At 41.3% G+C, this 14,455-nt stretch carries 12 protein-coding genes and 1 tRNA gene; 7 read left to right on the plus strand and 6 right to left on the minus strand.

Features of this window, described 5'->3' with window-relative positions; all coding sequences use genetic code 11:
- From R2Q66_RS23315 to R2Q66_RS23325, 3 genes are all read right to left on the minus strand, one after another.
- Nucleotides 1–612 (minus strand): phage integrase SAM-like domain and Arm DNA-binding domain-containing protein (locus R2Q66_RS23315; protein WP_316753764.1); only part of this gene is annotated, 612 nt, incomplete at its 3' end.
- Nucleotides 613–857: 245 nt separating this feature from the next.
- Nucleotides 858–947 (minus strand) — tRNA-Ser (locus tag R2Q66_RS23320).
- A 112-nt stretch (nt 948–1,059) separates the two neighbouring features.
- The gene (locus tag R2Q66_RS23325; protein WP_316753765.1) at nt 1,060–1,773 is read right to left on the minus strand and encodes an SOS response-associated peptidase; all 714 of its coding nucleotides are present in this window, start codon (nt 1,771–1,773) and stop codon (nt 1,060–1,062) included.
- 167 nt (nt 1,774–1,940) lie between these two features.
- Between R2Q66_RS23325 and R2Q66_RS23330 the strand changes: the two genes are divergently transcribed.
- The 7 genes from R2Q66_RS23330 (at nt 1,941) to R2Q66_RS23360 (ending at nt 11,606) form a co-directional block, all read left to right on the plus strand.
- Nucleotides 1,941–2,507 carry an RNA polymerase sigma-70 factor gene (locus R2Q66_RS23330; protein WP_316753766.1) on the plus strand — a complete coding sequence of 189 codons (567 nt, stop codon included), beginning with the start codon at nt 1,941–1,943 and terminating at the stop codon, nt 2,505–2,507.
- Nucleotides 2,508–2,562: 55 nt separating this feature from the next.
- Nucleotides 2,563–3,696 (plus strand): FecR family protein, encoded by a 1,134-nt coding sequence (locus R2Q66_RS23335; protein ID WP_316753767.1) that lies wholly within the window; start codon nt 2,563–2,565, stop codon nt 3,694–3,696.
- A gap of 235 nt (nt 3,697–3,931) precedes the next feature.
- Complete coding sequence (locus tag R2Q66_RS23340) at nt 3,932–7,351, plus strand: SusC/RagA family TonB-linked outer membrane protein (RefSeq protein ID WP_316753769.1); 3,420 nt, start codon at nt 3,932–3,934, stop codon at nt 7,349–7,351.
- 22 nt (nt 7,352–7,373) lie between these two features.
- A complete protein-coding gene (locus R2Q66_RS23345) occupies nt 7,374–8,909 on the plus strand; it encodes a RagB/SusD family nutrient uptake outer membrane protein (protein WP_316753771.1) in 1,536 nt (511 codons plus the stop codon).
- Nucleotides 8,896–9,573, plus strand: a complete 678-nt coding sequence (locus tag R2Q66_RS23350; RefSeq protein WP_316753773.1) for a fasciclin domain-containing protein — start codon at nt 8,896–8,898, stop codon at nt 9,571–9,573. The genes R2Q66_RS23345 and R2Q66_RS23350 overlap by 14 nt, the downstream gene beginning before the upstream one ends.
- Before the next feature lie 18 nt (nt 9,574–9,591).
- Nucleotides 9,592–10,569, plus strand: coding sequence for a DUF5007 domain-containing protein (locus R2Q66_RS23355; protein ID WP_316753776.1), 978 nt, complete (start codon nt 9,592–9,594; stop codon nt 10,567–10,569).
- Between the two features lie 101 nt (nt 10,570–10,670).
- On the plus strand, nt 10,671–11,606 hold the full coding sequence (locus R2Q66_RS23360) for a hypothetical protein (protein ID WP_316753777.1): 936 nt from the start codon (nt 10,671–10,673) through the stop codon (nt 11,604–11,606).
- Here the strand turns inward: R2Q66_RS23360 and R2Q66_RS23365 are convergent.
- The 3 genes from R2Q66_RS23365 to R2Q66_RS23375 are packed head-to-tail and all read right to left on the minus strand — an operon-like array spanning nt 11,603 to nt 14,452.
- Nucleotides 11,603–12,676, minus strand: a complete 1,074-nt coding sequence (locus tag R2Q66_RS23365) for a glycosidase (protein ID WP_316753779.1) — start codon at nt 12,674–12,676, stop codon at nt 11,603–11,605. The two genes, R2Q66_RS23360 and R2Q66_RS23365, sit on opposite strands and share 4 nt — an antisense overlap.
- The gene (locus tag R2Q66_RS23370) at nt 12,663–13,439 is read right to left on the minus strand and encodes an HAD-IIB family hydrolase (RefSeq protein WP_316753781.1); all 777 of its coding nucleotides are present in this window, start codon (nt 13,437–13,439) and stop codon (nt 12,663–12,665) included. Before R2Q66_RS23370 ends, R2Q66_RS23365 begins: the two co-directional genes overlap by 14 nt.
- On the minus strand, nt 13,436–14,452 hold the full coding sequence (locus tag R2Q66_RS23375) for a class I fructose-bisphosphate aldolase (protein ID WP_316753784.1): 1,017 nt from the start codon (nt 14,450–14,452) through the stop codon (nt 13,436–13,438). The genes R2Q66_RS23370 and R2Q66_RS23375 overlap by 4 nt, the downstream gene beginning before the upstream one ends.
- Nucleotides 14,453–14,455: the final 3 nt, after the last annotated feature.

Genomic DNA, 14,455 nt, shown 5'->3' on the forward strand with positions numbered 1-14,455 from the left:
CAGCAACCCGTTGGTGAGGCAAATACGAATAATCTTGCCGAAGTTCTTCAAGTATTTTACCGCAGAATTATTGGCGCATTTTCGTACAGATCGTAAGTAAAAATCGTATTCAGTTAAAAAAGCATGGTTTACTTTTCTAATGTCTATATCACTGATGTTGTATTTCCATTGTAAAAACTCCACGGTATGCTTTAAAGAGGTTCTGTAACGCTCCGAAGTGCCTTTAGAGAACTCAGAGCCCACCAATGTTTCCATTTTGTAGTTATGGTCTTTAAATACGCCAATTAAGGTGCATTGCTTTTCTATCTTTCCCTGAAACTGATCTCGTAATCGCTCGGCAGTGATGGGATCATCTTTTTCTGTTAATTGCCGATGTGCCTCGAATACCTTGTTTTGCAAGTCATCCAGATAAGCGTTAAAGGATTTTACTTCTTCTTTTTTGCCATTACTACGACCTGATATCGTATTCCATTGTGAAGGTTCACAACTACGACCAGTGGTAACTTCCGCACGGTTGCCATTCACGGTAATGCGAAGATAGATAGGGGCGACGCCATTTTGATAGTTTTTTGGTTTCTTCATGTAGAAGAGCAAGCTGAAATTGGTTTTCATAATGTTTAACATTAATGGTGAACAAATTTAGCTTTGCAGTAATTAGAAATCAAGATATGTAAATTTTCAACCTGTTTAATGTCAGGGTTTTACACGCTATTCGGTGAGTCTTTTCTATTTTTTATTTTACTCACCGAATCACTCACCTATAGGATCGGAATTCGTGCGAAAATTGTAACCCTTTAAAATGCAAAAAGCCTGCTATCGTATGATTTGCAGGCTTTTTGTTGGTTTTGATACCATTTTGGCGGAGAGTGGGGGATTCGAACCCGCGGACCCTTTAACAAGTCAACAGTTTTCAAGACTGCCGCAATCGACCACTCTGCCAACTCTCCGAGACAAAAGTACGAACTCAAGCCGGTTCTGCAAACTCTGATTATCATTATTTAATGAAATATTTATAACGGACTAAAAATGAGTAGTTTTATTTTTCATCCTTTCTCAATTTTAGTCGAAAAGAGTGGGTATTACCAACTCATTGTACGGTTTAATCAGTTCTATACCCTTATTCGGGTTCTTTTTTGTAGAGACTTTGTTCACTTTTTTGCTCACCTGAGTCCTGTTCATCATGTGATCGGGGTAAGGTTTGCACATTTCCAGCAATTGTTCTACGGTCAGCTTTTTATTTAGCCACCTTAACTCTTCATTTCGGTGTAGGATGACCGGCATTCTTTGTTTATCATGTATTTCGCCTACGGTTTGGTTGGCTACGGTGGTCATGATTCCAAAAGTCCGGTGTTTTTCGCCTGTTTCCGGGTTAATCCATTGGCTCCATAATCCTGCGAAGCAGAAAGTTTTCCGTTCATTGGTAAAGCGGTATGGTCTTTTATCAGTATCTGTAATCTTTTGCCATTCATAGAAGCTATCAGCAATAATCAAACAAGTTTTACGATGTTTCATTAAAGGGGCATAAGTTTTCTTTTCCATGACCTCCTCCGAACGAATATTCCAGGTATCAAAAGTAAGTACATTGCTACTGGCAGTATGGGGGACAATGCCGAACGACATTTGCTGTATGATATCGGGCTCATCAGAAGTAATCACCAGACCGCCATCAGTGATGGCAATATTAGCGTCCGGTTCATAAGCACCAATCAATTGATACGGGTTATTCTTTAAAATCTCTTTTTCTTCGGCTGTTAGGGTATATCTTGCGCACATAATTTAGGAAAGCAAAGCTATCTTATTTCTGTTTATTCTCAAAAATTGATAAAAAGAGCTGGTTGGTAATAAGAAAAGGCCAATATGAACGTTTTTTATCGTTTTTTGTTTGGATAAACAATAAATAGTATGAAAAATGTTACATTAGGGCAGGGGGATAGATTAACATGTTAGTGTATAGTAAGCATTCAGATTCTGAACTGGTCGCTTTATTGCGTTCGGGAAACAGGGCCGCCTATACGGAAATTTATAAAAGATATACAGCTATTTTATACAGCCATGCTTATGCAAAACTTCAGGACCGCGAGGAAGCCAGAGATGTGATTCAGGAGTTGTTTACGGTGCTATGGCAGAAAAGAGAAGAGATTGCCATTGAGACTAATTTGTCGGGGTATCTTTATTCTGCGATTAGAAACAGGGTTTTAAATGCCATTTCACATAGACGAGTGGAGTTCAGTTACTTTGCTCAACTCCAGGTTAGCCTTCATAACTGTGAATCAGTAACCGATCATCGTGTCCGGGAAAAGGAACTTACCCAACTCATAGAAAAGGAAATTGCAGGTTTGCCGGTAAAAATGCGGGAAGTATTTGAATTGAGTCGCAAAAATAACCTGTCCCGTAAAGAAATAGCTACCCAGCTTAATCTCTCTGAAAAAACAGTAAAGAATCAAATTAACAATGCCCTAAAAGTTCTAAGGGTAAAAATGAATGATTTTTTTTTCATTTTCATCTAGGCCCCCCTAGCCAGGTTAAATGTCTTGTTTCTAATTAAGCGATAATCCGATCTTTATGGAAAGTGGTAAACTAAAAGAATTATTAAACCGGTATCTCTCCAATGACTGTACTGAAGCCGAAAAAGCTTTTGTAGAAACCTGGTATAATAAACATATTCCACTGAACCCTGTGAAATTATCGGAGGCCGAGATGGAGGCTGATGTGGATGCAATTCAGCAAGTTTTGGATCGTGTAGGAGGGCAATCACACCGTTTAATTCTTTGGACCCGAATTTCCGCAGCAGCCTTAGTGGTATTGAGCCTGTCGGCCTACCTATATTTTAATTTCCCAGGAAAGCAAAGCCCCGATTATGCCAATAAAACGGCTATAACGCCTGGTGGAGATAAAGCGATGCTGACCCTTTCTGATGGTTCCAAAATTAGCTTAACAGATATTAAAAGCGGAGAGATCGCCATTCAATCCGGACTAAAGATTTCTAAATCTGAAAATGGGCAAATTAGCTATAGCTCCGTAACAAAATCAAAAACAGAACATGGTGGGCAACAGGCTCCGGAATACAATACGATAGAAACCCCTAGAGGTGGAAAGTTTCAGATTTTATTACCTGATGGCAGCCTCGTATGGTTAGACGCCGCATCTTCCTTAAAATATCCGGTCGTATTTGCCGGTAAGGAACGCAAAGTCGAATTAACCGGACAAGCGTATTTTGAAGTCGCAAAAAGTAAAGGGAAATCTTTTAAAGTACTTAGTGCAAATCAGGAAGTTGAGGTATTGGGTACACATTTTAATGTGAATGCTTATGCCAATCAGCCTTCCATCATCACCACACTATTAGAAGGAAGTGTGAATGTTAATTTAAAAAACACAAAAAGCGGACAACGTTTAAAACCTGGACAACAGGCTGCATTAACCGGGCAGCTGATTCGGGTGGAGGAAGTGGACGTGGAGCAGGCAATAGCCTGGAAGAATGGTTATTTTGCATTTGAGCGGGATGATTTACGCACGGTCTTCAATAAACTGGAACGCTGGTATGACGTAGAAATCACGACAGAAGGAACATTTGATCACTTCACAATAGGAGGAAATATCTCCCGTACCAAAAGTCTTGCAGAAGTACTCAGGGTACTTCAACTAACCAGGAAAATTAAATTTAAGACAGAAGGAAGGAGGATTATAGCTATGCCTTAATTCTACTATGAATGGTTCATAAAAGAACCAGGAGCGTTGACGCGCCCCCGGTATCTGATATATGGGCCGTTGTCTGTAAATACATTGTATTAAACAAAGTTATCAACCTAACACGATAAGGAGGGAACCTAGAAATTGTTCTCTTTATCATGAACCCAAACTTACCAAATGTATGAAATTGTACGACTTTAACTCGTATAGGGATTCCTATGTGAAAAATAAAATTCTTCTAACCATGAAGCTTTCTCTAGCCTTTGTGCTATTGTTCATGTTTCAGCTGAATGCTTCTACTCTGGCACAAAAAAAAGTAACCCTGTCGGAGAAAAATGTCACCTTAGAAAAGGTGCTGAAAGCAATCACCAAACAAACAGGCTATGACCTGGTGTTTATCGCAACCGATATATCTGCCGCAAAACCAGTGACCATCAATGTGCGCAATGCCGGCATGGAAGATGCCCTGAATTTGTGTTTTCTGAACCAGCCTTTTGAATATTCGCTGGATACGAAAACTTTAGTGGTGCAGGAAAAAGTTAAAACCAAACCACAAGCTAAAACGCAAATGTTCATCGCCGAGCCTATCTCCGGAAAGGTGCTTGATGAAACCGGACAACCCTTGCCTGGTGCTTCGATTAAGGAAATCGGGACCAGCAATTCAGTTCAAACCAATAATAAAGGGGAATTTAAAATCAATGTAGCTGGTCCGGAAGCTTCTATTTCGGTAACCTTTGTTGGCTATGTGAGCAAAACCTTAAAAGTAGGTACACAGAAAGTGTTCAGCATTAAACTGGAACCTAATCCAAATATGTTGAAAGATGCGGTCGTGATCGGTTACCAAACCGTTTCCCGCCGGACTTCCACTGCTGCTGTATCTACGGTTACCGCTAAAGACATCGAAAACCTGCCTTCGCCAAGTTTTGATCAGCTGTTACAAGGAAAAGTGGCGGGTGTAAATATCCAGAACTATTCAGGCGAGCCGGGTTCAAGACCTACGTTTACCGTCCGTGGAAATACCGCAATGAGCAGAAGCGTAAGTTCTGTGAATGCCTTGAGTAGTCCGCTTTTTATCATCGATGGTGTTCCCGTTTCTTATGATGACATCTCCAGCTTTTCTGATGTAACACAAACCAACTTTATCGCAGGGATCAATCCCAATGACATTGAAAGTATTGATGTATTAAAGGATGCAGCTTCTGCCTCTATCTATGGATCAAGAGGTGCAAATGGGGTAGTGGTAGTGAAAACGAAAAGAGGTAAAGTTGGAGAGAAACCGAAAATTAATGCGAATTTCTACACCGGTCTTTCTATGCGTGCGAATTCTGAAGTTTACTATGTAGGCGCAGAAGAACGCAGATATAAAATGAATTACCTGAATTCTCTGGGTAATTACGAGCAATTACAAACGCTTCCTTTATTGTTAACGGATAGTTTGAATCCGGCCTTCAATAACAAAACCGATTGGCAGGGGCTTTTCTTTCAAACGGCAAAGATTTACAATGCGGATGCTTCCGTGTACGGAGGAAGTGAAAATGTGAGTTACCGTTTAAGTGGTAACTATTACAATGAAGAGGGAATTGTGAAGTCGACAGGCTTTAAACGTTACAACATGGCCGCGAGTATGGGCTATAAAATGACGCCAAAATTGAATGTTGATCTTTCCTTTCGTATTTCAAGAACCGACAGGTCAAGGGGTAGAGGGGTAATTCCTAATCCGGATGCCGATTATACCAATCCCTTACCCATCAACAGTGGTGCCTTCCCATCTTCTTTATTCCAGTTGAGCCATGCCGATAGTCTAAATTTTATTGGTCAGTATGACCTGGCAAAAGATAAAAACATCAATGATGACATCGCTACCAGTATCGCATTAAACTATGAATTTACACCTGCTCTAAAGTTTGTGAGTCAGAGTTCGATCTTGCTTTCCAGCTCTACACGTGATCTTTTCAGACCAAGTGCGTTGGATGCAAATGATACTTTCTATAGCTACTCGATGAATTCTAAATTTCAGAATTTTAACATCGACAATACCTTAAATTATAACCTGAACGTAGCGGATAACCATCATTTCAACTTCCTTGTTGGTAATACCATCAATTACATCAATGTAGGTTATACTGGTGTAGGCGGATTCGGAATTGGAAACAATGCGATATCCACTGTGAATGCCATTAAACCTGGCGATTATGATAAGGATTATACGCGTTCCAGCAATAAACAAGCTGGTTTATTGTCATTCTTCGGACGTGTAAATTATGATTATAAATCCAGATATCTATTCTCTGCTTCCATGAGAACGGATGCTTCTTCGCGCTTTGGTAAAAACAACCGCTGGGCCTATTTCCCTGCAGTTTCTGCCGGCTGGATCATTTCTGATGAAGCCTTTATGTCGAAAACAAAATCATGGATCAGCATGCTGAAAATCAGAGGTAGTTTCGGTGTCAGCGGAAACTTACCAGATGATTTCTATGCACCTTATAATTCTTACCTGGTTGGAGAAGGAAAACTACAACCTGGCGGCAATACCTATACTTATAACAATACCACGATTATCAATCATAACCCTAAATCAGTTACTCAAGACAACCTGACCTGGGAAAGAGCGTTACAAGGCAACATTGGTATTGATGCCGATTTCTTCAATAACAGGATTAATGTAGTGGCTGATGTCTATAACAGAAACACAAAGGACATCTTTTTTAACCTTAAACTGCCAACTACAAGTGGTTACGAAGAGGTGTTTACCAACTCTGTTGGGGTAAGAAACGTTGGTCTGGAGTTTAATATTTCGGGTAAAGTGTTTTCTCCGGAAAAGAGTTTCCAATGGACGCCACGTTTGATCATGTCAATGAACAAGAATCAGATCACCAAACTTCCGGATGGCAACAGAGATATCGTGATCGATTATAATGGAACTACTTATATTTTATCTAAAGGTCGCCCGATTAATGAGTTTTACCAGGTGAAATCTAATGGAGTTTACGCTTCAGCAGGTGATGTTCCTTTTGATCCGAGAACGGGTAACCTGATTACTTATTGGGATGGTTCTGTTGTTGCCGGACCAGGTACTTACCGTTGGAAGGATCAGAATGGTGATTATGATGTCTGGGACAGAAATGACCTGGTTAGAACCGGAGATCCAAATCCGAAAATAACAGGTGGTTTTAGTAATACCATCAGCTATAAAAACTTCTCGCTGGAAGTATTTACTTCTTTTGCTTTGGGTAGAGATGTGTACAATACTTACGTAGCCTCTTTATTGACCAATTACAAGCAAATCGGGAATTTCTATGGTCAGGGATTAATTGACCTGAGCAAGCTTTCTATCTGGCGTAACCCGGGCGATAATGCCGCTTATGCAGACATCAATCCTTATAAAAGCTATTACTATCAGTTCAATACCTTCTCTTCTGCTTATATGGAAGACGGAAGTTATGCCCGCATCAAGTACATCAATCTTGGTTATAGATTTTCTCCTGAATTCCTGAAAAGAGCTAAAATCAGTGCTTTACAGCTATATGGAATCATTGATAATGTGTACACCTTTCAGAAATCAAATTTACCTGATGTAGAGGCTGTAGACGCCTTAGGGATTTATAACGGTAATGGATATCCTTTGCCCCGCAAATTCACTTTAGGATTTAGAGCCACATTTTAATCACCATTAGAATCAATCAAAGATGAATACTAAAAAATCATACGCAGCCATAGCCCTTGTGTTCCTGATGGCTTCTACACTGCTTTTTTCTTCCTGCAAAAAGCTATTGAATTTTGCGCCTGAAGATGCGCCTTATGAAGGTTCCTTCTGGAAAACACAGAGCGATGCGGTTTCAGCCTTAGCGGGTGTTTATTCCTTAAACAGACAGTCTATGGTTAGGGGAGCAGAAAGCGAGAGAATGTCGCACTTTACTTACGGTGATCTTTCTACCAATGAGTATAGTAAAACGAATGCCAGTTTTACATTAAGCTTTTTAGTAGATGGCGATAAGTTTTATGGTACAGGAATCAATATCGGTGATTTCATTGGCCCATACCTGGAAGACCTGGGTGAATGGCAGTCTTACTACACCACCATTAATATGGCCAATACCGTACTGGATAAAGTAGGTAAAATGCCAAATAATGTGTTTACCGGCGATAGGAAAAACAGAATCCTTGGCGAAGCTTATTTCCTAAGAGCCTATAACTATTTTTATATGGTGAGGATTTGGGGTGATGTACCATTGGTGCTAAAAAATAATCCTGATCCCGTAAATTCACAGAATTTGCCACGAGTTTCAGAGAAGATTGTATTGGATTCTGCCCTCGCAGATCTTGACAAAGCACAAAAGCTGCTTCAGTTTTCTATAGGCCCTAACCGTGCCATTGATGCGGATAAAGGAGCTGTGTTCGCTTTGAAAGCCAACATCCTTCGCTGGCAGTATTTCCTGGGTAAAAACACAGAAAACGGCTTGCTTACCAAAGCGGTAGCCGCCATAGATTCTATTACCAATTCAAATAACTACACCTTGGTTCCTGCAACAGACTATAAAGGTTTGTATAAAGGAAGATCTACAGAAGCTATTTTTGAAGTGGCTACCAGCTTGAGCCAGAGTGAGTATCAATTGGGAACAGGCTTCTTCTATACCACCACCATGATGCCGCATATTGCAGGTAAGGGAAGTATGCCGGTAGTGATCAATAATGACTTACTAAGCCAGATCTATTATGATGACAATGACGCCCGGTTGGCGTATAATTTTGATAGAACTACAGTAGATAACTGGATTCTTACCAAATACACCGGTCGTAATGCGGAGAACGTAAAATATAGAAATGCCGGAAACAATACCGACCCTATGGTGGATTGTAATACCCCGATTTTTAGATTGGGCGAGCAATTGTTACTTCGTGCAGAATGCAATGATCTTTTAGGGAATTATGGACCTGCAATTACCGATTTAAATGCAGTGAAACAGCGCGCCGGAATGGAGCCATATACTGGAACCAATGCGGATCTCAGAACAGAAATCTTTGAAGAAACCTACAGAGAAATCGCATTTGAAGGACAACTATGGTACGTCATGATCCGTAATAAACGATTGTCGGAATATACAGACGGACGTTTTCCTCAAGGTCGTTTCGATCTGGACGGATGGAAATGGCCAATCGCAAGAACTACCCTTCAAAAGAATCAGTTGTTGATTCAAAATAAATATTGGAATGGAAGAAATTAAGCACATCAAGATGAAAACTAAGCACTTACTCTTACTGGTTTTTGTGGTAGTCGCCATGGCCAGCGCCTGTAAAAAGGATAAGTATATCATTGGTGGGAGTATTCACGATGCACACGTGAACATGACCACTTATGATTACCTGAAAACGAACCGTTTGTTTGATACTTTACTGGTTTTAGTGGATAAGGCCGGAATGAAAGAAGAAATCAATGGGGATGTTACCTTCTTTGCACCAACAGATTATTCCATTAAAGCTTTACTGTTCAGAAGACAAGAGAAATTGCGTCTGGATAATAACGATGAAAGTTTAACCTATTCCCTGAACGACCTTCCGGTTCCTGAGCTTAGAGACTCTTTACGTTCTCATCTTTTTGCCGGTAAAATTACCAGAGAAAGCCTGAGCTTGTCGAACAAACTATTTACCAGTAAGTCTAATGAGGCTTTTTCGGTGAGGTTGTTAGAACAAGAAAGTCCAGGTCTGGTGAGTAGTAAACCTCAGATTTTATTCCTGATAAAATTAAGAAATGGCCTGGATCCTGAACCGCTTCCTCCTGGATTCCCGGTTTTAGATGTTGATCTGTATACGTTTGCACAAACATCAAATATTCAGACCACCACTGGCGTACTACATGTTTTGACGAATACACATAGGTTTTACTGGTAACTAATAGAAATAAATCTGATGAAAAAATATATAATGATTACGGGGGCTTTGTTGCTCTCAGTTGCCATCTGGACCGGTTGTAAAAAGATCACTGTTGGTTTTTTAAGTGATGATGTCTACTTTGTAGGTAGTCCCTTCCAGGTAGAGAAAGGTAAGAATGGCTTCCTGACTTCCGAGTTAAAAGGAGATGGTTCTACCGTGCCTTTGAAAATCAAGTTGTTGAAAATCAAACGCAAAGGAACAGACCAGAATGCGGATGAACTGTATAAGGAAGTACCGGTTTATATTTATAAAACGGCATTCGATCCGGAAGTACATACCACACTGGAGAAACTAAACGCAATCAGAGAACTGAAGTCGAAACCAATATTTGAGTTTCTACCAAGCGGTCAGTTTTTGTTCACTGCCGGAACAGCAGTGATTCCTACAGGTTCACAATATACTTTTGACCTGGAATTGAGCAATGAAAGCGGTACAAAAACCTATGTGAACATTGGTGAACTGGACTTTGTAGAAGCGCAGGCTTTTTCTATCAACAGGAATTCTGCAACTTACCTTCAAGATGGTGGCGCGACTTTCGAAACGCTGCCTCCGGTAGAAATTACCGTTACCAAAACAGCGCCTACGGGAACAAATGTAGTAGTAAAATACGTGGATGAAGATGGGGTTCCTTTCAATCCTAAAGCTGGTGAACTTATTGTTCGTGGCGACAGGCCTACCCTGGATTCTTATGCGAAGTTCAATCCGGTAATCAAAACCGATACTGAAATGAGCCTTAATTTTGAGATTATTCCATTCCCTTATAAAACGATTACAGGATATGGCTCCTTTGATATCTTTTACAGAATTCCAAGTGAGTTTGTGAAAGTAACCAATCCAAAGTCAACTTATCCGGCCAATACCAGGTTTAACATTAATCCTGCAATAGGTTTCCAACTGAAACAAGAAGGAAATTATTTGGTACAGGTGAAGATTGTAGGTGTAAAAAGGAAGTAGAAATATCTCCGCTTTAAATAGCCTGCATCATTTTTATGATGCAGGCTATTTTGTTTCTTACACTTTTATTGTGTAATTTTCAGGTTTAAATTAACGCTCCCATGGAATTAAAACGTAGATCCTTTTTAAGGAATGCCTCAATTATTGCAAGTACTGCCTTTATAGGTAAACCATTATCGGCAATTGCTGGTGTAAGTAAAACGGTAAATAGCCTGGCAAACGGAAATACAGTGACCGTTTTCCATTCCGGAAACCTCAATGGTCAGATCAATACCAATCCCCAACAGCTGGGTGGATTAGAAGAAATCAATCTCCTGATCAAACGACAAGAGACTGCCGGTTTAATCCTGGATGCAGGTAGCTTTTTGGGCGATTCTGACGAGAGAGGTATGGTTTCTATGATGAATAGCACCGGATACCATGCGGTCAATATCGGCGCTGCCGAATTAAAGAATGGAGAAGAAGCTTTAGCCGCTTTGTTGCCTTTTATGGCCTTCCCACTGGTTAATTGTAATTACAATTTCAGTAACGCCGCGCTCTCTTCAAAAGTGAAAGCTCATGTCATCATTAAATCGGGCAACTTAAAAGTAGGGATCACCGGACTAGGGAAAGAAATTGCAGGTATTCGTTTTCAGAACCCTTATCAGGCATTAAATAAAACTGCTGAATATTTAAAAGTTACAGCAGGCTGCGACCTTGTTATCTGCCTTTCTAATCTGGACGCCGAAGGTAAAAAGTATAACAATACCTTGCTGGCAGAAAAATCTGAATATGTGGATATGATCATTGGTAAAAATGGTCAGAAAGTGAAAACCGGAGTGCAGATCAGTCGAAATTCAAAACAAGCAGAAGTGGTCATCAGTCAGGTAGGCTATGATGGAATGATTATAGGTAAAACCAGTTTTTCATGGGATGCCCTTTCAAAAAAACGAAATGATTTCCAGCACCAGTTCCTGGTAGCGGGACTACCTATAAATAAGAATGCAAGTCAGGCTCATCAGATTTTATACAAGATGAGAACTGCGCAACTGGCTTAAACCAGGTCTTCCGGTAAATCCAGGCGGGCTACCCCAATACGGTCGTCCGCCATACCATAATAGATATCAAATCGGTTAGGCATTCCCAGGTCATCCCTGCGGTCAATACCAGTTGGGAAGACCACATTGGCAATCGTGCCAACTTGTTCTTCAGGAAGGTCAGGGGAGAGCACCGGTTCGGGAGACCGGTATAAAATCTGATGGGGCTGATCTTTATCCAATAGCATAATCCCTGCTGAATAACTCAATTGCTGCCGACCGGTAGTCGCTAAACCCGTTTCTTTTACGCCATGGTACAAAATCAACCAACCTTGTTTGGTTAGGATAGGAGGAGTGCCTGCGCCTATTTTTATGTTTTCCCAATCTGCCTGAGGAATAGCCAGTGGCTGATTGGATGCGAACTTTGGCAAGTGTCCGGATGGATGGTGTTCCTTCCGGATGTGACAATAAGAAATCCAGATACATTCATGATGTAACCTGATTTCATGGTCATGTGGACGCTTCATCAGGTCTTCCGGACTGGTTCCCGGGAAAAGCGGACGGTGAAGCATCGCAAAAGAAGGGTGGCCATGCGGACTAATAATTGGCGCTGGAAAAAGACAGGCATCCTTATTGTTGATGTCGTTAAATTCAATATGCTCGTAAGGTTCAAAAGTAGCGAGACCCAATCTTTCCCAATGCATCAGGTCTTTGGATCTTGCAATGGCTATCCGAGGGCCATTTGGCGAGAATGCGGTGTAGGTCATCACATAAATCTGTAAAGACTCGATAAAAGTTACCCTTGGATCTTCACATCCACCACCACCATCAGGACGTTTTTCATAATCAACTTCCGGTTCCAGTGCCACACCCAGTCGCTCTACACCAACAGGATCACCATCCTGATTAAAAAGGACCTTCGCAATCCCGATAATCGAATAATTGTTTTTACCCACTAAACGTGGAAACAAGTACAATTCCCCATCTGGTCCCCGTACTGCGGCAGGATTTAAAACCCCCTCAATTTCTAGCTCATTACCTTCCTGAGGCGCCATAATGACCCCCATTCTTTTTAATTTAATGGTTTTCATCGGACTTGCTTTTGTCTGGAATTGTTAAACAGGCAATAATGGTTTCTATCACTTTTTTAGTCTCCTGTGGATCTTTTACGGAGATACAAACTACACCGGTTTTTCGGGCAGGATGGTCATTTCCTCCTTCAAAAAGCGCATCACCAATAAAGATCATTTCAGTAATCGAAATTTTAAGGGTTTCTTCCAGCTTATGGATGCCGTAAGCCTTATCAATTCCAGGTTTGGTAATGTCGATAGAAGTGGCACCACCCATCTGAATGGAAAACTCTGGCAAGGAAAGGTCAAGTTTTGCTTTGATCACTTTTCGCTTACTAAAGTCGGGATCCCAACCTTTTTTTGCCTCCAGGGGAGCCTGTTGGCCCAATGCAGAAAAGGTGATCTGGCTGCCGCGATCTTCAATCTGCTCCCCCCATACCTTTGCAGGAGTAAACCCGGAAAGTACTACCGCCTGCTCCAAATTTAGCAGTATCTTTTGCTTTTCATCCGCAGTAAAATTTTCAGCATACAATAGCTTCCAATCGGGAGCGTATTGGTAATATTTAGTACCGCAGGTTGGTAAAATCGATAAATGGGATAGATTGGCTGTTGCCGGTAGGTTAGAAAGCACTTGTTTTTGAAACTGGGGCCAGTCGCCGCCAGAAATAATGGCAACTTTTGCAACCTGGAGTAAATCTCCTAAAAGTACTGCCATTTCGGGATCAATAGCAGCCTTACTTTCGGCTAAAGTGCCGTCGAGATCAAAGATGATGAGCTTTTTCATAAGGTAGGATTATATTCCGCCATGCGTGCTGCACGGTTACAAGCCGCACGGTAGGCCAATGCTTTTTGTGCAGCGGCAATGTTGTTATCCTCACCTTTCCAGATTTCCAATGCAGGCTGTTGGATTGCCCTCGAAAATGAAAAGGTCAATGGCCAGGGCATAATCGCCCCATACCTGAGGTGCATCATGTTTAAGCGCTCGGAAGCCAGGGTTGGAGATTGCCCTCCAGATAAAAAAGCGATGCCACCAATGGCTGCCGGAACAACTTTCAGAAAACAGGAAATGGTTTCATGAGCAACCACTTCAGCATTAACCTGGTCCAGGCAATGTAAGCCCGGTAAGACCATATTGGGTTTTAAAATCATCCCCTCCAGGTACACCTTTTGCTCATATAAAGCATTAAAAACCTCTTTTAAAACATCTTGAGTTACTACTGCGCACCTTTGCAGGGTATGCGTCCCATCCATTAATACTTCGGGCTCTACGATAGGTACTATTCCAGCCTCCTGACAAATAGCTGCGTACCGGGCAAGGGTAAAGGCATTGGCCGCAATACAAGTTTTTGTAGGGAGCACTGCATCAATATGGATCACCGCACGCCATTTGGCAAAACGTAATCCCATTTGATAATAGGTAGCCATGCGTTTACTTAAACCATCCAGTCCCTCAGTAATGGTCTCTTCCGGAAAAAAGGAGAGTGGAACCGTGCCCTGGTCTACTTTAATCCCCGGAATAATGTCCTTTTGTTGCAGGATATCAAGGAAAGACCGGCCATCATCTGTAAGCTGATGAAGGCTTTCTTCAAAAAGGATAGCACCGCTAATACTTTCTTCCAAATCAGGGGTTGTGACGATCAATTGACGGTATTTACGACGGTATTCTTCTGTCTGAGGGATGCCAAGCGCTCCGAATCGTTTGTCGCAGGTACCTGTACTTTCGTCCATGGCCAATAATCCTTTGTTATTGCTCATTAGCCTTTCGGCGAGGTGCTTAAGTTCTTGATAGTTTGTCATGTG

This window comes from Pedobacter gandavensis, assembly GCF_032677645.1.
In the GTDB taxonomy this organism is placed as follows: domain Bacteria; phylum Bacteroidota; class Bacteroidia; order Sphingobacteriales; family Sphingobacteriaceae; genus Pedobacter; species Pedobacter gandavensis_A.

Bases quoted from the DNA above. Each gene is read 5' to 3' on its own strand.
- R2Q66_RS23370 (WP_316753781.1), bottom strand. From the start codon at position 13,439: ATGAAAAAGCTCATCATCTTTGATCTCGACGGCACTTTAGCCGAAAGT.
- R2Q66_RS23350 (WP_316753773.1), top strand. From the start codon at position 8,896: ATGGAAGAAATTAAGCACATCAAGATGAAAACTAAGCACTTACTCTTA.
- R2Q66_RS23355 (WP_316753776.1), top strand. From the start codon at position 9,592: ATGAAAAAATATATAATGATTACGGGGGCTTTGTTGCTCTCAGTTGCC.
- R2Q66_RS23360 (WP_316753777.1), top strand. From the start codon at position 10,671: ATGGAATTAAAACGTAGATCCTTTTTAAGGAATGCCTCAATTATTGCA.
- R2Q66_RS23345 (WP_316753771.1), top strand. From the start codon at position 7,374: ATGAATACTAAAAAATCATACGCAGCCATAGCCCTTGTGTTCCTGATG.
- R2Q66_RS23375 (WP_316753784.1), bottom strand. From the start codon at position 14,452: ATGACAAACTATCAAGAACTTAAGCACCTCGCCGAAAGGCTAATGAGC.
- R2Q66_RS23365 (WP_316753779.1), bottom strand. From the start codon at position 12,676: ATGAAAACCATTAAATTAAAAAGAATGGGGGTCATTATGGCGCCTCAG.
- R2Q66_RS23335 (WP_316753767.1), top strand. From the start codon at position 2,563: ATGGAAAGTGGTAAACTAAAAGAATTATTAAACCGGTATCTCTCCAAT.
- R2Q66_RS23340 (WP_316753769.1), top strand. From the start codon at position 3,932: ATGAAGCTTTCTCTAGCCTTTGTGCTATTGTTCATGTTTCAGCTGAAT.
- R2Q66_RS23330 (WP_316753766.1), top strand. From the start codon at position 1,941: ATGTTAGTGTATAGTAAGCATTCAGATTCTGAACTGGTCGCTTTATTG.
- R2Q66_RS23325 (WP_316753765.1), bottom strand. From the start codon at position 1,773: ATGTGCGCAAGATATACCCTAACAGCCGAAGAAAAAGAGATTTTAAAG.